17 protein-coding genes and 1 tRNA gene are annotated in these 16,543 nt (G+C 54.0%); 8 read left to right on the top strand and 10 right to left on the bottom strand.

Translation table 11 applies throughout. The features are described from left to right. The coding region (gatC, locus tag C7K08_RS09680; protein WP_106500429.1) for an Asp-tRNA(Asn)/Glu-tRNA(Gln) amidotransferase subunit GatC at positions 1–251 on the top strand (251 nt) is incomplete at its 5' end. Here gatC and crtR read toward each other — a convergent pair. From crtR to C7K08_RS09695, 3 genes are all read right to left on the bottom strand, one after another. Next, entirely contained in the window at positions 248–1,228 is a 981-nt protein-coding gene (gene crtR, locus C7K08_RS09685) for a beta-carotene hydroxylase (RefSeq protein ID WP_106500430.1), read from the bottom strand. The two genes, gatC and crtR, sit on opposite strands and share 4 nt — an antisense overlap. 23 nt (positions 1,229–1,251) lie before the next feature. Next, positions 1,252–1,836: a hypothetical protein gene (locus C7K08_RS09690; RefSeq protein ID WP_106500431.1), complete on the bottom strand. Its 585-nt coding sequence runs from the start codon at positions 1,834–1,836 to the stop codon at positions 1,252–1,254. 76 nt (positions 1,837–1,912) lie between these two features. Continuing rightward, a tRNA-Leu gene (locus C7K08_RS09695) sits at positions 1,913–1,994 on the bottom strand. Between the two features lie 51 nt (positions 1,995–2,045). Between C7K08_RS09695 and ileS the strand changes: the two genes are divergently transcribed. Next, a complete protein-coding gene (gene ileS / locus C7K08_RS09700; RefSeq protein WP_106500432.1) occupies positions 2,046–5,357 on the top strand; it encodes an isoleucine--tRNA ligase in 3,312 nt (1,103 codons plus the stop codon). Between the two features lie 5 nt (positions 5,358–5,362). On the opposite strand, the gene C7K08_RS09705 is transcribed toward ileS, so the two are convergent. The 3 genes from C7K08_RS09705 to C7K08_RS09715 all read right to left on the bottom strand — a co-directional run bounded on the left by C7K08_RS09705 (position 5,363) and on the right by C7K08_RS09715 (position 6,718). After that, positions 5,363–5,797, bottom strand: coding sequence for a type II toxin-antitoxin system VapC family toxin (locus tag C7K08_RS09705; protein WP_106500433.1), 435 nt, complete (start codon positions 5,795–5,797; stop codon positions 5,363–5,365). A 2-nt stretch (positions 5,798–5,799) separates the two neighbouring features. Further along, entirely contained in the window at positions 5,800–6,045 is a 246-nt protein-coding gene (locus C7K08_RS09710) for a FitA-like ribbon-helix-helix domain-containing protein (protein WP_106500434.1), read from the bottom strand. A gap of 64 nt (positions 6,046–6,109) precedes the next feature. Then, entirely contained in the window at positions 6,110–6,718 is a 609-nt protein-coding gene (locus tag C7K08_RS09715) for a DUF3177 family protein (protein ID WP_106500442.1), read from the bottom strand. 89 nt (positions 6,719–6,807) lie between these two features. Here C7K08_RS09715 and C7K08_RS09720 point away from each other — a divergent pair, with 89 nt between their 5' ends. From C7K08_RS09720 to C7K08_RS09735, 4 genes are all read left to right on the top strand, one after another. Further along, a complete protein-coding gene (locus C7K08_RS09720; RefSeq protein WP_106500435.1) occupies positions 6,808–8,058 on the top strand; it encodes an FIST signal transduction protein in 1,251 nt (416 codons plus the stop codon). A 71-nt stretch (positions 8,059–8,129) separates the two neighbouring features. Then, positions 8,130–8,735, top strand: a complete 606-nt coding sequence (gene trmB, locus C7K08_RS09725; RefSeq protein WP_241537187.1) for a tRNA (guanosine(46)-N7)-methyltransferase TrmB — start codon at positions 8,130–8,132, stop codon at positions 8,733–8,735. Between the two features lie 10 nt (positions 8,736–8,745). Beyond that, positions 8,746–10,056 (top strand): IctB family putative bicarbonate transporter, encoded by a 1,311-nt coding sequence (locus tag C7K08_RS09730; RefSeq protein ID WP_106500437.1) that lies wholly within the window; start codon positions 8,746–8,748, stop codon positions 10,054–10,056. Next, complete coding sequence (locus tag C7K08_RS09735; RefSeq protein ID WP_106500443.1) at positions 10,049–10,981, top strand: BadF/BadG/BcrA/BcrD ATPase family protein; 933 nt, start codon at positions 10,049–10,051, stop codon at positions 10,979–10,981. The genes C7K08_RS09730 and C7K08_RS09735 overlap by 8 nt, the downstream gene beginning before the upstream one ends. Here C7K08_RS09735 and glmM read toward each other — a convergent pair. Next, complete coding sequence (glmM, locus tag C7K08_RS09740) at positions 10,970–12,346, bottom strand: phosphoglucosamine mutase (RefSeq protein ID WP_106500438.1); 1,377 nt, start codon at positions 12,344–12,346, stop codon at positions 10,970–10,972. The genes C7K08_RS09735 and glmM overlap by 12 nt on opposite strands. Positions 12,347–12,385: 39 nt before the next feature. Then, positions 12,386–12,622, bottom strand: a complete 237-nt coding sequence (locus C7K08_RS09745) for a hypothetical protein (protein WP_241537188.1) — start codon at positions 12,620–12,622, stop codon at positions 12,386–12,388. A gap of 29 nt (positions 12,623–12,651) precedes the next feature. Here C7K08_RS09745 and C7K08_RS09750 point away from each other — a divergent pair, with 29 nt between their 5' ends. Next, a complete protein-coding gene (locus tag C7K08_RS09750; RefSeq protein WP_106500439.1) occupies positions 12,652–14,358 on the top strand; it encodes a lytic transglycosylase domain-containing protein in 1,707 nt (568 codons plus the stop codon). A 555-nt stretch (positions 14,359–14,913) separates the two neighbouring features. Here the strand turns inward: C7K08_RS09750 and C7K08_RS09760 are convergent. After that, on the bottom strand, positions 14,914–15,318 hold the full coding sequence (locus C7K08_RS09760; protein ID WP_106500445.1) for a 4Fe-4S binding protein: 405 nt from the start codon (positions 15,316–15,318) through the stop codon (positions 14,914–14,916). A 55-nt stretch (positions 15,319–15,373) separates the two neighbouring features. Between C7K08_RS09760 and C7K08_RS09765 the strand changes: the two genes are divergently transcribed. Next, positions 15,374–15,919, top strand: a complete 546-nt coding sequence (locus tag C7K08_RS09765; protein ID WP_106500441.1) for a thioredoxin domain-containing protein — start codon at positions 15,374–15,376, stop codon at positions 15,917–15,919. Here C7K08_RS09765 and C7K08_RS09770 read toward each other — a convergent pair. After that, positions 15,890–16,543: UDP-N-acetylglucosamine--N-acetylmuramyl-(pentapeptide) pyrophosphoryl-undecaprenol N-acetylglucosamine transferase (locus C7K08_RS09770; RefSeq protein ID WP_161955872.1), on the bottom strand; the 654-nt coding region annotated here is incomplete at its 5' end. The two genes, C7K08_RS09765 and C7K08_RS09770, sit on opposite strands and share 30 nt — an antisense overlap.

Here is a 16,543-nt window from a genome sequence, read left to right on the forward strand (position 1 = left end):
TGGCACGCTTGGATTTACCTGAGCACACCATTGAAACCTTCACGCCACAGCTGGAGGAAATCATTGATTTTGTTGCTCAGCTAGAGGAAATAGACACCACTGATGTGGCCCCCACCACCCGGGCGGTGGAAGTTGTGAATGTGTGCAGAGAAGATATAGTTACCAATACTGATGTACGCGAGGAATTACTAGATCTAGCGCCAGAAAGGGAGGGTGATTTCTTTAGGGTGCCAAAAATAATGGCCGATTAAGGCCTAGGGCCTACTGATGTTTTGTGAAGCAGTGATATCAATTTCCTTTTATTACTAAAACCAGGCATTAAGGCAGCAAGCCAACGCAATTTAGAGCGGTTGCGGCTGTGRCTTCTAATACCCAAAAGTATGTCGTATAAAAAGTTACCRAAATCTTCAAAAGTTTCAAATATGCCAATCCTTTGGGGTGAACCACGCTTATCTAGCAGCGGTTTTGTTGCCCSATAGGCCTTTTGATATAAAAACCAGGGGATCGATGGCCACAGGTGATGAACCAGGTGATAATTTTGCCCCATAATTAATATATTCATCGTTTTRCCTGGGTAAACCCTGGCGTTGTGCCAGCGATTTCTTGAGCGGAATGGTCGGTGGGGTAGATAATCAAAAAACAAACCAAGYGTTACACCAACCATCAAAGCTGGAGCAAACCAACAATTAAAAATAAATTGCAAAAAGCCGCCGCGGGCTGCAGCAACAACTATCAAAACAAAAATCGTGCGTGCTAGGGCCCATTCAAATAAYTCATAYCTACGCCATAAACGCCTCTGAAAAAAGAAGTATTCGTGGTAAAAAAACCTTGGTGCTATCAACCAAAGTGGGCCAAATGTTGAAACAATATGGTCGGGATCGTGCTTTGGATCATTCACATGGGCGTGGTGTTGTAGGTGCACCCTTGTAAATACCGGGAAGCTAAATCCCAGTAGCAAGGCCGCGCCRTGGCCCATGAAGGCATTGATAAAGCGGTTTGGATGGGCGGCGTTATGGCAGGCGTCGTGAATAACAGTGCCCTCTAGGTGCAGGGCAAGAAAACCGGTTAAAACCAACACAGCCAGCGGCCAGTGGCCCATAAACCAACCCCAAATGGTGAGGGCCGCCAGCAGGTAGCCACCGATGAACAATCCAACGGTGGGATTCCATGCAGGTGGTAARCCCACCAAATCGCGGGGCACCGATCGCAGTGCTGCGGAGTCGCCCATCTCAGCGAGCCAGAAAATTGATTTTAACCGTTTTCCTTAGCCATYAGCTGGGGCAGCAATGTGTGGGTGGGCTGGCGGCGACCGGGCCGGCCACAGCTCAAATCCAATAGGGCCATCACCGTTTCKGGTGGAAAGGTATTTGCCACCCAGCGGGCCTCCAACTCATAAAGCCTTTGTTCCGGGGGATAGGCCGAGAGAATATGCAGCTTTTCTGGTGCCGGGGTGGAATCCAACATCTTTTGCTGCAACTGATCYAAGCCCTTGGAAAGCGGCGCCGACTGGCGGCAGATCTGCATCACATGAACGGCTTCATGGGCAAGGGTGTTCCAGTGGATTTCAGCCTGGGCCGGCATTGTGTTTTTACACATCAACACCTGGCCGATGCGGTGGTCGTAGAGGCCCTCCAGCCCCTTCGGGCAGCGGCTGGAGTGCACCACCTTCACCCCATGCAAGGCCAAGCGAAATTCCAGCTGCTGCAAATGCTCCCAACTGGCTGGCACGGGTGCGGCAAACCCGCTGCCCATTTGGTGAAACCTGATCGGCTTTGCCAAGCCTTCGCCAAGGGCCATCAAGGCCACCAATAAAGCCAGCAGTGCCCGCGCCGCCAAGGCAATAACCCATAGATACCAACAATGGACTGCTGGGTCTAMTGCTGCGACTAGCTACATATTTATTTTAGATTTATGCCCACCGGGGGACTTGAACCCCCACGACCTAAGCCACTGGTACCTAAAACCAGCGCGTCTACCGATTCCGCCAGGTGGGCGTATCGGTAACTCTAAACAGCGCTTGAATATCAAAAGCCTTAACMAACCCCTTGCTGGCCAATTTGCTTGGTGCGCTGGCCCTCATTGCTGGCCTTTTGTTGCTGTTTCTTCCCCTGCTGAGCAGCGATCTCACGCGCCCCCGCGACAGCTTTTGGGCAGCCCTGCTGCTCTTGCTTGGCCTTGTGCTCATCACCAGCGCCGAGCGCCTGCGGGGGGCGCCAATGCTGGCCGTGCTGTGCGGCGGCTTACTGATCGGCCGCCTCGGCAGCGAAGTGGCAACCAACCGCTGGCAGCAACTAAGCCCTGAACAAAAAGATCAGCTGGCTGATCCTGTGCATCGGCGTGAAAAGTTTGMAACCCTTAGGCGCAGCGTTGCTGGGCTGTTCAGCCAACGCCAACAAARGCCAGTAGTTAGCAAAAAATGGGTGCGCGTAGATAATCAGCAGCTCAATGCCAGCGCAGAGTTGAAGGCCAGCGAAATCTCCTACAAARACAGCCTCAACCTGCTGGAGACGCCTTTCTCCATGCGGGCTAATGCCAAAAGCCGCGAACCTGAATTGCAGGCCTTCTGGCAAGAACTTGGCCTATACGAACAACTGAGCCGCCATAACCCCGGAGCGCAATTCACCCTCCACGAYGGCCCCCCTTACGCCAATGGCGCCCTGCATGTGGGCCATGCCTTAAACAAAACCCTTAAAGACATCATYAATAAATATCAATTGATGCAAGGCAAGCGGGCACGCTTTGTGCCCGGCTGGGATTGCCATGGCCTGCCGATCGAATTAAAAGTGCTCCAAGGCATCAGCCAATCGGAGCGCCAGGGCCTTAGCCCCCTTGATCTACGCCGCCGCGCCCATGCCTTTGCCCTTGAACAGGTGGAGTTGCAAAAGCAAGGCTTTCGCCGTTGGGGTATTTGGGCGGATTGGGATAGCCCCTACCTAACCCTGCAAAAAAACTACGAAGCAGCCCAAATCGATGTTTTTGGCCAGATGGTGCTGGCTGGTTTTATCTATCGCGGCCTCAAGCCCGTGCATTGGAGCCCCAGCTCCCGCACGGCCCTGGCAGAAGCYGAATTGGAATACCCCGACGGCCACATCTCCCCCAGTGTTTATGTGGCCTTCCCCGTGGCGGAGCCCAGCGCAGCTCTACAAGCAAGCCTCACAGCCGCTGGCCTTGGCCTTGAAAATCTGCAAGTGGCAATTTGGACCACCACCCCCTGGACATTGCCCGCCAACTTAGCCATTGCAGTTAACGGTTCCCTCAACTACTCCCTCTGCGCCGATGGCCAGGGWCGCAMCCTGATTGTGGCAGCGGAACTAGTTGATGGTTTATGTGAAAAACTAGCTTTAAATCTTGAGTGTTTATTAACAGTTAAAGGTAGTGATCTAGAGGGCACTAGTTATCGCCATCCCCTTTTTAATCGGCTCAGCCCAATGGTAATTGGTGGCGACTACATCACCACTGAAACCGGCACCGGCCTTGTGCACACTGCTCCGGGCCATGGTGTGGATGATTTCAATACAGCAAAAAGCTACAACCTGCCTGTTTTATGCGTTGTAGATGAAAGCGGCAACCTCACAGCAGAAGCGGGCCCTTTCGCTGGCCTCAACGTATTAAAAGACGCAAACTCAACCATAATCAGCGCCCTTAAAGAAGCCCATGCCCTATTAGCAGAAGAGGCCTATCAACACCGTTATCCCTATGATTGGCGCACTCAAAAACCCACCATATTCCGCGCTACTGAACAGTGGTTTGCTTCCTTAGATGGTTTCCGTAGCCAAGCATTAGATGCCATAGATGCCGTGGAATGGGTACCCAGCAGCGGCCGCAATCGAATTGAAGGCATGGTGAAAGATCGTGGCGATTGGTGCATCAGCCGCCAACGCACTTGGGGTGTGCCAATTCCTGTTTTTTATCACCGCAGCAGCGGCGAAGTTTTACTAAATAGCAACACCCTCAACCACATTCAAKCCCTGATCGCTGAACACGGCTCCAACGTGTGGTGGGAGCGGGAAGAAGCAGATCTTCTGCCCAAAAGCTACGCCGAWGARGCGAGCCAATGGCGCAAGGGAACCGACACCATGGACGTGTGGTTTGATTCCGGCTCCTCATGGGCTGGGGTGCTAAAYGCAAATCCAGAGCTGAACTATCCCGCTGATCTCTACCTCGAAGGCACCGATCAACATCGCGGCTGGTTTCAAAGCAGTTTGCTCACCTCCGTAGCGGTGAGCGGCAAGGCCCCCTACCGCAAGGTGCTCACCCATGGCTTTGTGTTGGATGAAAAGGGTCGTAAAATGAGTAAATCCTTGGGCAATGTAGTTGATCCAGCTGTAATTATTGAAGGTGGTAAAAATGAAAAACAAGATCCCCCCTATGGGGCAGATGTGCTGAGGCTKTGGGTTAGTTCRGTTGATTACTCCGCCGACGTACCCCTCGGCTCMGGAATCCTTAARCAGCTGGGCGATGTAAATCGAAAAGTTCGCAATACCGCCAGATATCTACTTGGCAAYCTYCATGATTTYGAACCRGWTAGAGATGCAATTRGCCACGAAGATCTGCCATTATTAGATCAATGGATGCTGCATCGCACCGCCATTGTTATTGATGAGATTACAAACTATTTTGATAATTATGAATTCTATCGCTTCTTTCAAACATTACAGAATTTTTGCGTRGTTGATCTTTCTAATTTCTATCTCGATATCGCTAAAGATCGCTTGTATGTGAGCGCTGCCAGCTCCCACCGGCGCCGCAGCTGCCAAACCGTGTTAGCCCATATTGTTGAACGCTTAGCTGGCATAATCGCGCCGGTTTTATGTCATATGGCAGAAGATATCTGGCAAAATCTCCCCTATGCAGTAGCTGAAAAATCCGTATTCCAAAGGGGTTGGCCAAAGGTGCCYSCTGAATGGAAAGRCCCCCGGCAATTGGGCCTTAATTTAATGCTAACTGAACTTATCGAAGTGCGTTCTCAAACCAATCGTTTACTTGAAAGTTGCCGMAACAAAGAAGCTGGTATTGGTTCATCCCTAGAAGCCCAGGTGCAGCTTGAACTCGGCCAAGGYGAACGGGCAGATGCCATCGYCAATGCCCTTAAAAATCTTGCTAGTAGCCCATATCCAGCGGTGGATAATTTGGCTGATTGGCTATTAGTTAGTGAATTAAYAATTGGGGGCAAMAACATTGGCGAGCAAAACCCAAGCATGATCCTGGCTGAATTCAGCAGTGATCAATTCAGCCTGCGTATCGCCCGCGCCGCTGGWGAAAAATGCGAACGCTGCTGGCATTACTGCACCGATATTGGCGAGCATTCCAAACAYCCCAGCATCTGCTCCAGATGCGTTGAGGTTTTGGAAACTTGAACTATTTAGATGCTGCCATTAGGCAASATCCATGGATTAATYAAAGAAAGATCGATCCTTTCAAAATCCGAGGTGTTACGCGTGGCAAGAGTGGCATCTAGGGCCAAAGCCGTAGCAGCGATAACTGCATCAGCCGTGKCCATGGGCCTGCCAATGCGATGGCGCTGTTCCAAAAGTGCTCCATACCAATGGGCCGCAGCACGATCAAAAGGGAATACACGGCCTGCAAAAATSTTTAAAACCAGTTGTTCCCATCTCTCTTGCAGGGAATCACGACGCTTTCCTGCCGGCAGGAGGGCCAAGCCATGGAGAATCTCGGCCTCATTCATGGCCGTAATTGCTACGTCATCAAGATTTAATTGATCAGCCCAGGCCAAAACCACCGAATCAGGCTCGCGGCGCATCAACTCAGAAAGCACATTGGTATCAAGTAAAACCACTGCTACTCGCGCAAATCTGGCGATTCAGGGCTGTRGATACGTTGCGGTAACTCCAGCTCCAAGCCGCCTAAATCGGCGAAATGGTCTTTTATGCGGCTGCCTAATCCATGGCTTGAAACAGAAGGCTCGATCGCATTGCTGAGGATTACGCGAACTTCTTCCTCCATCGAACGGCCATGGCGGGCTGCCTGCTGACGCAGCCGAGATTTAATCGTTTCATCGAGATTACGAACGGTAAGTGAAGCCATCGGCCAAAAAGTTGCAATGCAATCAATGCAATCAATGCTAGCCCTGTGCTGGGGCTTTACGTTTCTAAAACCCGCCCGCCAAACGCCCTTGGCGCGGTAGCCGCACCAGTAGCCATTGGATTAAGCCCACTGCGTAGGCGGCAAGCCCCARGTAGCCCAGAAAACCAGACACTGCCGGTGTCCATTGGCCKCCAAAGAAAAAGCCCAACACCACTGCCAGCAACCCCTGGAAATGGCTCGGTGCTTCAAGCCATGGGGCGCACAGGGCGCCTTGGCCCCAGGCGCAAGCCAATGCAGCGCCAGTWAATACCAAGCCCAAAACACACAACAGCGATAGCGCCCAGCGCCACAGCCGCATGGTGAAAGGCAAAGGCCGAAAGGGGGGTAGATCCGCCAGCTCCTCATTTAGATCCACCCAAAACCACAACGACACCAAAATCAAAAGCTGCGACGCAAAAGCAGTTATGAATGCCAATGGCCGGCCAGCYGCCATAAGCAGCACCGTTATGCCTAGAAGGCTGCCCACTTTCCAATACAGATTCAGCAAGCGCACCAGGGCCGGCTCCTGCTTAATCGCTGCCCACACCAGTAATACCAGTGGTAACCCAAAGGCAAACAGCAGCTCCAAGCGGTAAATCATCCACACCAAGCTGCGGAGCAGGGGAAGCGCCATGCAAAACATTGAGCTGAGGCCATTATCCGCACCGTGATCCGCAATCAATTCACAACCGGCATTAAGGTCGAAAAACCACTTATCCATCCATGCTGCAACTGTTTAAAGGCAGCAAAACCAGTCCGCTGGTGCGCACTGCCCTTTCCCAGCAACCTTCCCTTGAGCAGGCCGTAGCCGAACTAACRCAACAACTGGCCGGCATAGGCCAAATGGATCTCGCCCTGGTGTTTGCTAGCAGCAGCTATGCCAGCGACCTACCGCGCCTGCTGCCGCTGCTGCAAAAACAACTGCGTTGCAGCCATTGGCTAGGCGCTTGCGGCGGCGGCGTRATYGGTACTAACGCAGCGGCTGCACCCCAAGAAATTGAAAATGGCCCCGCCATCAGCCTCACCCTGATGCGCTTACCCGGGGCGCAGTTGAGCCCTTTTCAAATCAACCTCAACCAACTGCCCGATCTCGATGGCCCCCGGGAACCATGGATGGARGCCGTTGGGGCTGATCCAGAGGCCGGTGGGGCAATGTTGATATGGATTGATCCCGCCAGCAGTGGCATCAACGATCTAATCAGTGGCCTTGATTACGGCTATCCAGCCATGGCAAAACTGGGTGGATTAGCTGGTCAACACAGTGCAAACCACGGCGGTTTGTTTTTTGCTGATCAGGTTTGTTCAGGGGCAGTGGGCTGTGTAATCAGCGGCGCCTACAGCCTTGATCCAGTGGTAGCTCAAGGTTGCCGCCCCATTGGCCCCGTATTTGAAGTAGCCCAAGCCCAACGCAATGTGCTGCTCGAACTGCGCCAAGGGGATGCCCTTCAAAATCCCTTGGCGGCCCTGCAAGGCTTGATTGGTGAGCTGCCCAGCAGCGATCGAGAGCTGCTGCGCAATGCCCTATTCGTTGGTTTAGGCAAGGAAAATTTTGCAATGCCTAACCCTTCCGCACCGCAAGTTTCGCCTTTTTTAGTGCGCAATTTGATGGGCATGGATCCGCGCCTTGGGGCAATTGCCGTGGCTGATCGCTTGCGGATCGGCCAGCAACTGCAATTTCAGGTGCGCGATGGCAATAGCTCCCGCCAAGAATTAAAAGATCTACTTCTCCTTCAACAACAACGGGCCGAACAACCCCTAGCCGCACTGCTTTTTGCTTGCCTCGGCCGCGGCCAGGGCCTTTATGGAGAAGCAAATGTAGATGTGGGCCTATGCCGTGAACTTTTTCCAGATATCCCTGTGGCTGGTTTGTTTTGCAATGGTGAAATCGGCCCGGTTGCCGGCAGCACCCAAATGCATGGCTACACAGCTAGCTGGGCATTTTTAGTAGCCAGCCCTAAGCCAACTGAAACTTAATTAATCCCTCCCATAAATCACATCATTCTGTTTTGCGTCAACACGTAAATCCGCTCAGCAGCTTCTATMAGGTGGAACGCGATCTGCTTTCCATAGCTGAGCTTTTTGAAAATCCAAACCTACCTCTTCATCTTGATATCGGCTGCGCCAGGGGTCGTTTTTTATTAGCGCTTGCACCCCAAAGGCCCCATCGCAATCACCTTGGCTTAGAGATTAGGAGGCCCCTAGTTGATTTAGCTGATGCCGATCAAAAAAGGCTTGAAATTAATAATCTACGTTTTCTATTTTGCAAYGCAAATATCAGCCTTGAAAATTGGCTYACTAAATTACCAGCAAACCTATTAACACTAGTAACAATCCAATATCCCGACCCATGGTTTAAAAAACGCCACCACAAACGCCGAATGGTGCAGCCGGAATTAATTGCTTCATTAGCCGCTGCCATGGCCCCTGATGGCCAATTATTTCTGCAGAGTGATGTGCCCCAGGTGATCCAATTGATGCTGGAAGCAGTAGCTAATAGTGGTGCCTTTTATCCCTTAGATGGCGGCACTTGGCTGGAAACAAATCCCTTTTGCCTCGCCACTGAACGGGAGGCCCAGGTGCTCGATAAAAAACTTCCCGTTTATCGCAGGCTGTTTAGCAGAAGCTCTGCCTCCATAATCCAACCGTTGTAAGTAGCAACCCATGAGCTCCAGCCCTTCTATCCCTTGGTTGTTGCGTTGGCAGGGCCTATGGCAGGGGGAAAGAAATGCAAGCCGGCTACTACCTTTTTTGCCRCAGCTAGCCGGGGGATTACTAACGGCTCTGCTGCTACTGCTGCCATTAGCTGATCGTGGTGGCCTTGGTTTATTAATTACTGCCTGCGGTTTGTTTTGGTTGATTTGGGGTTTAGCCACGCCCGCCAGCGGCAAACCCTTAGGGGCAGTGAATGGRTGGCTACTGGCCTATCTGGCCCTAGCACTGCTGGCAACTGGTTTTTCTCCGGTGCCCGCCGCYGCTGCAAAAGGTTTRTTCAAATTATTGAGCTATCTCGGTGTTTATGCCCTGATCAGCCGGCTCCTAAACGAAGCGCCCCGCTGGTGGGATCGCTTGCTGGGTGCACTGCTGCTTGGTGAACTAATCACAGCTGTTATCGGTTTGCGGCAGCTCTATGGCGACACCACTGAACTGGCCCGTTGGGCTGACCCCAACTCCATTGCCGATGGCACCCAACGGATCTACAGCACCCTGGAAAATCCCAATCTGCTGGCTGGTTACCTACTGCCGATTTTGCCCTTAGCGCTGGTGGCACTGCTGCGTTGGCGCAGCCCCTGGTTGCGGCTATTTGCCCTCAGCAGCCTGGGGCTGGGCTCAGTTGCAATGCTGCTCACCTACAGCCGCGGCGGCTGGATTGGCATGGCCCTAGCCCTTAGCGCCATGGGAATGCTGCTGCTATTGCGGTTAAGCAAACACTTGGCAAAGCCGCTAAGGCGCTGGCTGCCGCCCCTATTAATTGGCCTTGTGGTGGTGGGGCTGCTTGTGGCAGCCGTAAAARTTGAGCCCTTGCGGGTGCGTTTGCTCAGCATGGCCGCTGGCCGTGAAGACAGTTCCAACAAYTTCCGCATCAACGTGTGGCTGGCGGCCCTTGAGATGATTCACGACCGTCCCTGGCTTGGGATCGGGCCCGGCAACAGCATTTTTAATTTGATTTACCCCTTGTATCAACAGCCGCGTTTCACAGCCTTAAGCGCCTACTCCGTGCCCCTTGAACTAGCTGTTGAAACTGGTATTCCCGGTTTATTAGCCGCCCTGGGTTTGCTTTTTACCAGTGTGCGCATTGGTTTTAGCCAGCTCTATCGAGATTTATTTTTTAGTTTGCCCTGCATCGGTGCGATGGCAGCGGTGCTTGGTTTAGCTGGCCATGGCTTAGTGGATACGATTTTCTTTAGGCCGGAAGTGCAAATCACAGGCTGGTTTTTATTAGCCACCCTGGGTGCCGGCCAAAACMATGACTGAAGCTGCCATCTTTGCCGGCTTTGATGCCGGCCAAACCCACACCCGCTGCCGCCTTGCCCTAGCTGATGGCACGGTATTAGCAGARGGTGAGGGGAGTGGTGTTAGCCATCTCAGTAGTGCCGGCGGCCCTGAACGCTTTCAAGCGGCCCTGCGCAGCAGTTTTGCTGCCGCYTTAAACARYTGTGAAAGCAAAGGCCCGCTGCTYGCTGCCGCAGTGGGTGCCAGTGGCATAGAAGCGGAAAGCCCCAGTCAAATCCTTGGCACCAGCTTGGCTAAAGAGGCCCTCGGCCTAGGGGMGGTACTCGTTACCGGTGATGAACGCACGGCCCTTGCCGGTGCCTTTGCGCCGGGCTGCCCCGGCATTGTTTTAATCAGTGGCACCGGCGCCATTGCCGTGGGTCGTAATCACCTSGGCARCCAGCACCGYTGTGCTGGCTGGGGTTGGCTGGTGGATGGGGTGGGCAGCGCCATGGACATAGGCCGGGATGGCCTTGCCCTCACCCTGCGCATGGCAGATGGTCGRTTAACTGAAACCAGCCTTAAATCAGTGCTATGGAMTGCCTTAGGGGTGCGATATCCCCATGAATTAAAAGCATTGGTGGTGGATCCCCATTTYGGTGCCGCCGGTTTTGCCCGGCTGGCGCCCCTTGTTAGCAACCTGGCGGAACAGGGTGATATCAATGCCCAACGGGTTTTAAATATCGCCGGGGAGGAATTGGCCCTGATGGTGGAGGGGGTTGCAACTGCCTTGGCTATGCCCCAACCAGAGATCTGCTGTTTTGGTGGTGCCATTGAAAACCTAACGCCACTGCAAACAAGTTTCAAAAAGCTGCTGCAGGAGCGCTTGCCGGGTACAAAAATCCAAAAGCCCCTAGGGGATGCCTGCCATGGCGCCCTGCAACTTGCMGCACAACTAGTGGTTTAATTCCCGTTCGGCGATGGCCGCAAGATTTTCGATCCAATGATCAACCACAGCCTGGCTTGAGGCYTCMACCATCACCCGCAACAGCGGTTCGGTGCCGGAGGCGCGCACTAAAACCCTGCCCTCCCCTGCCATTTCCGCCTCTGCCCTRGCCACCGCCTGGGCTAAGGGATCGCACTGCTGCCATTGTTGACGCCGCTCACGGTTGGCTACCCGCACATTTTTTAGGCGTTGGGGATAGGAAACAAAACTCTGATTTCGGCGATCAGCAAGGCTTTCACCAGGTTTAAGCAACGCCGCCAACTGCAAAGCCGTTAGCAAACCATCACCGGTTAAGCCATGGTGGGCGCAAAGAATATGGCCAGATTGCTCACCACCAAGGGCAGCGCCCAGGTTTTGCATCGCTTCATGCACGTATTGATCACCAACAGCCGTGCGTTCAAGCTGGCCGCCGCCGCTGCGCCAGGCCCGTTCAAAACCAAGGTTGCTCATCACCGTGGCCACCAGTAATTGCTTAGGTAATTGCCCTGCTGCTGCAAGGGCAGAACCCCACATAAACAAGATGTGATCACCATCCACAAGCCGGCCTTCCCCATCAACTGCAAGTACCCGATCGGCATCACCATCAAAGGCAAAACCAAGTTCAGCGCCGCTTTGGCGAACGGCTTCCTGCAGTGGGGCCAGGTGGGTGCTGCCGCAGCCCACATTGATTGCATTGCCATCGGGGCTGCCATGGAGCTCAATTACTTCAGCGCCAAGGCTGCGAAACAATTCGCTGCTGCAGGCGGTGGCTGAACCCCAGCAGAGGTCGAGCACGATGCGCCTGCCGCTGAGTTGGTTATCGGCTAACCCTTCGCGTAGCARTTGGCGGTAAATAGCGAGTAAGTCGCTGCGTTGATGGCTACTGCCACAACGATTAGCAGCAGCTGGCAACTCCCCCCGCAGGCCAGCCTCAATCAACTCCTGCTGTTGGCGGGCCAATTTYGAACCACCGGCCGCAAACAGTTTGATGCCGTTATCAGCTGGCGGGTTGTGGCTTGCAGAAACCATCACCCCACCGGCAGCACCTTGTTGCTGCACCAAGCGGGCAACGGCTGGGGTTGGGCATAAACCCAAATTCCACACCTCACGGCCGGCCGCCGTTAGCCCTGCTTCTAAAGCAGCGCTCAGCATCCAGCCACTGCTGCGGGAATCCCTGCCGATCAACACCGGCCCCTCCCCCTGCAACACCAAACCACCCCAATAACCCACTTGCATGGCAAGGGCGGGGGTCATCAAACCACCAACCAGGCCGCGAATGCCATCGGTGCCAAAGCTCACGCCAGCGGAAAAGGGTTGACCTACCGGATGGGTAGCCAGATCAGCCATGGCAGAAAAAAATCTTGCTCAGAGGGTAACCGCAGCTGCCTAATGCCAACGCTGGGGCCGCCAAAGCAAGCCGGCTAGCTCCAGGGCMGCCCAAAGCAAAAATGCACCCACAACCGCACCTGGCAACCACATAAATGGTGGCAACGGCCTCAATAACCAACAGCCCAAACCAAGGGCTACCGCAAGCCCGCAGCGGCGYTGTTGCAATTCCAAGGCAGATAGGTTTGGCCCCAATCGCCTCTGCAGCTGCAGCAAAAAGCGAGCTACAGATTGCACCACAGAATTGAAGCAAAGCAGGCTTCATAATGGAGCAAAAATCGTTGGCTGCCTTTAATCAACGGGGAGTGCTTGGCCTAACTGGCATAGCCCTTGGCACTGCCTTTGCTTTGGCGGCATTGCAACAACTGCTGTTGGCTACAAGGCCCAGCMTTACGGCCGCAAGCAARCCAATCTTTTTAAATCGCAGCGCCCGGTTAGACCCTGATCCAATCAGGCGGCGGGAAGCACGCCTAATCCTGGCAACACAGCAACCCAACCAGCTGGATCTGCTGCGGGGCCAAGGCTGGGGTAGGCAAGGGGAGAGCCAGCTGCTGGCACCAATCAGTTTGAAGTTAGAGGCCTTGGCCCTTGCCCATGGGGGCCAAGAAGCAGCAGCTCAACAGCAATGGCAATACCTGGTTAGCCAGTTCCCAAAAGCACCACCTAGCGCTGATGGCCTCTACGCCCTGGGCCAAGCCAAGGAGTTGCTGCAACGCTTTCCGGCCCACCCYGCCGCCCTGGCAGCTGCCCTCAAATGGCAGCAAAAGAAAGCTGGCAGCCTCGGCGGTTTGCATTTAGCCCGCTATGGCAAACGCTGGCCCGGCGCTGCTGCGGCAATGGCTGAAGCCTGCATGAAGCCGGAGCGGGCACTGGCAAAAAGCGAAAAAACACTTTTGGCAACTGGCTTGCTGGCCCAGGGGGATAGGGCTGCAGCCCAGCGCTGCCTCGGCACAACCAAAATCGAGCAAATCGAACCTAAAGAACAGCTGAGCGCAAGCACAAAAGCCTGGGAGCGCAGCAGGGAACTACTGCTAAAGCRCCAGTGGGCTAGGGCATACAAAAGCCTCAGCCAATTACAASCMAACAAACAGAGCCCACCCATCGCTGCCCGCAGTCGCTTTTGGATGGGGCTAAGCGCCTGGCAGCAGGGCCAAAAAGAYAGGGCGCGAGCCATCTGGCAAAACCAATTACGCCAATATCCCTATGGCTATTACGCCTGGCGGGCCAGTGTTCGTTTGGCTGAAAAACCACCTCTGCCAGCTCAAAGCGGMCCTRGCCCATTGCCTGCGCCACTGGCAAAGTTAASGGGCCTGGGGCTGCACACGGAGGCCTGGGAGCATTGGCGCACATGGCGTTTAGGTAGRGCAGCAGTTACACCAACCAACCTTTGGCAGGAGGGGCAACTGCGYTTAGMMGTRGGTGATCGCTGGCTTGGTTTAGCTCAACTTGATAGTGCGGCCCTSGAGGGGGCAGCGGGCAGCAAAGCTCAACAGGCCCTACTGGAGCAACAACGCCACCCGCTCACCTATGGCCAGGAGCTGGGCACTGCCGCCCGCCGGGCGGGCTTAGATCCTTTGCTTCTGCAGGGGGTRGCCCGCCAAGAATCGCGYTTGAATACAACGGTGCGCTCCCCCGCTGGGGCAGTGGGTTTATTGCAGCTGATGCCCGCCACTGCCGCGGAACTGGCGGGGGAACCCCTAACAACAGCGGCACTGGAAGAAGCAAACCTAAATGCTCGCCTGGGGGGAAGCTATTTAAAACAAATGCTCAGGGAGTTTGGAGGAAATATATTTCTYGCCGTTGCCAGCTATAACGCCGGGCCGGGGGCTGTTAAATCATGGCCAAATAACAACTTGCAGGATCTACCAGAACTTTGGGTGGAGCAAATTCCCTATCCAGAAACCAGAATCTACGTAAAAAGYGTRCTGGGAAATTACTTTAGCTATCAACAGTTGAGCCGCCAACGAATATAACCATACTAAGATTAGYTAGAAATTAATTACCTATCACGCCCGCATCAAGTAAATTCCTGATAATYGGCCATGCGTGCAAACGCAAATGCAGRGCRTTGCCATAGGATATAAAAAACATAATGAAAGAYGTAAAACCAAYACAGGCAAGCCAGGAGGGYGGCCAAACTTTTAATCTAACTAAATCCAACCTGGCAAGCAGCAGGGCGCAGGCCATCACTAAAATACTATCAAAYCCAGGCCAATAAAGTAAATACATGCCGCCAAGCACCACAACYAAAAGGGTTACAACAAGGGTTAAAACCTTACTAGCTGCCATAAATAAAGACAACTGACGCAAYACYAAATCAGGCAATGTACAAAAAAAGGTTACAACAAATACCTGGAATAAATTAAAAATCCAATAGGCTTCATCAACTAGCGAAGCATCAACTCCACTGCCACGCATCGCATCCTGCTGGAATCCCCAATGGACMCCTAAATAAAAACTAATGATCCCCAGCAAGGTGATCATCGGCGCCCTGATCGGCAGCAATAGCAATTTGAAAGATGCGTTCATCACAGGCTCAGGCTTATGGCATCCAGGGGGCAAACCGCTATGCATTGTTCACAAACAACGCAACGGCGCAGATCGAACTGCAACTGCCAGTTTGGGGCCCCGCAGCTCAAAGCACCACTGGGGCACACACTTGAGCAGATGCCGCAATCCACACASAGTTCTGGATCGATATGAATTTCGCCTGCGGCACTGGTGATTTCTAAGCCAATACCCCTTAACCATTGCTCCGCYGCCGCTAGTTCATCTATGTCGCCAGAGAGTTCCACCACCATGGTGCCCCTTTGGTTGGGCGCCATCTGGGCCCTAATGATGCGGGAGGCCACGTCGTAATCAACCGCAAGGCGATAGGTGATCGGTTGATGCACCGCCTCCCGGGGAAACTGCAGTGTGAGCCTGCGTTTCAAGGCGAAAAGTTCAAACTGCTGCCAGCATGGCAGCAGTTTGAACTTTATGGCTGCCATGGGCGCTTCCGCCACCCCCGTTCAACGGGGACCCCAACTTGTATTGCTATTGGTGGCATTGCTGGTGGTGGCGATCACCTGGATCAAGGGCAGCCTGGGGCCCGGCGATCTCCTAGATCAACTGGCCCGCAGATCCATACCCCTCAATCAAGCCCTGGAAAACGGCAAACCCAGCCTGGTGGAGTTTTATGCCGATTGGTGCGAAGCCTGTAAAAGCATGGCCCCCGCAATGGTTGCCCTTGAAAAGCAACATCCTGAAATCAATTTGGTGATGTTGAATGTTGATAACCCCACYTGGCAGGCGGAGTTGCAACGMTGGCAGGTGAATGGCATCCCCCACCTACAACTATTTGATAGCAATGGCAAATCGGTGGGGCAATCGGTGGGTTTGCGSCAARGCAGCGAGCTGCAAAGCCTTGCCAGTTCCCTCAGCGCCGGCACGCCATTGCCTCAACTGGCTGGAGTTGGTGCTGTGAGCAGCCTTAGCAATGAAAGCCAGCCGCTTAAAGAAACCTCAACGGCGGGACCCCGCAGCCACGCCTAGTTCAACTAACAAATGGGCCAACTGGTAATCCGCATCCCGCACAGCCAGGCGGGCCATGCCCACCGCAAGTTGATTTAAAGGATCAGCTATTCCCTCTGCACCCCKCAAGCGKGGACCGAGCAAACGCCAAAGCATGCGGCTGAGCGGTTTCTGGCCTGGGGAGTGCTGATGCAGCATTACCGCAGCGCCACGGGCCATACAGGCCTCAGCATTAGCTGTTTGATGGTTGTCGGCTGCTTGGGGGAAGGGCACCAATAGGGCCGGGGTAGCGCAGGCCGCTAATTCACTAATGCTGCCTGCCCCAGCGCGGCTAATGGCCAAATCAGAGTGCTGCAAAAGCCCTGGGATTTCATTGCTGAATTCCTTTTCCACATAGTTTTGGTGCTGCAAGCTGCCGAAATCTGGATCACTGCTGCCACTGAGATGCACAACCCTGCAGCCATGGGCCAGTAGAGCCGGCAATGCCGCTCGCACCATGCGGTTTAAACCCAAAGCGCCCTGGCTGCCGCCAATCACTAGCAGCAATGGACCCACCCCTTGGGGCACCCAAGCGGGACAGGGGCTGGCTTCTAGGAAAGCGCTCCGCACGGGGGTGCCGCAAAGCATTGTTTTGCAGTTRGGCAG

Source organism: Synechococcus lacustris str. Tous, from assembly GCF_003011125.1.
GTDB classification, from domain to species: Bacteria; Cyanobacteriota; Cyanobacteriia; order PCC-6307; family Cyanobiaceae; genus Synechococcus_D; species Synechococcus_D lacustris.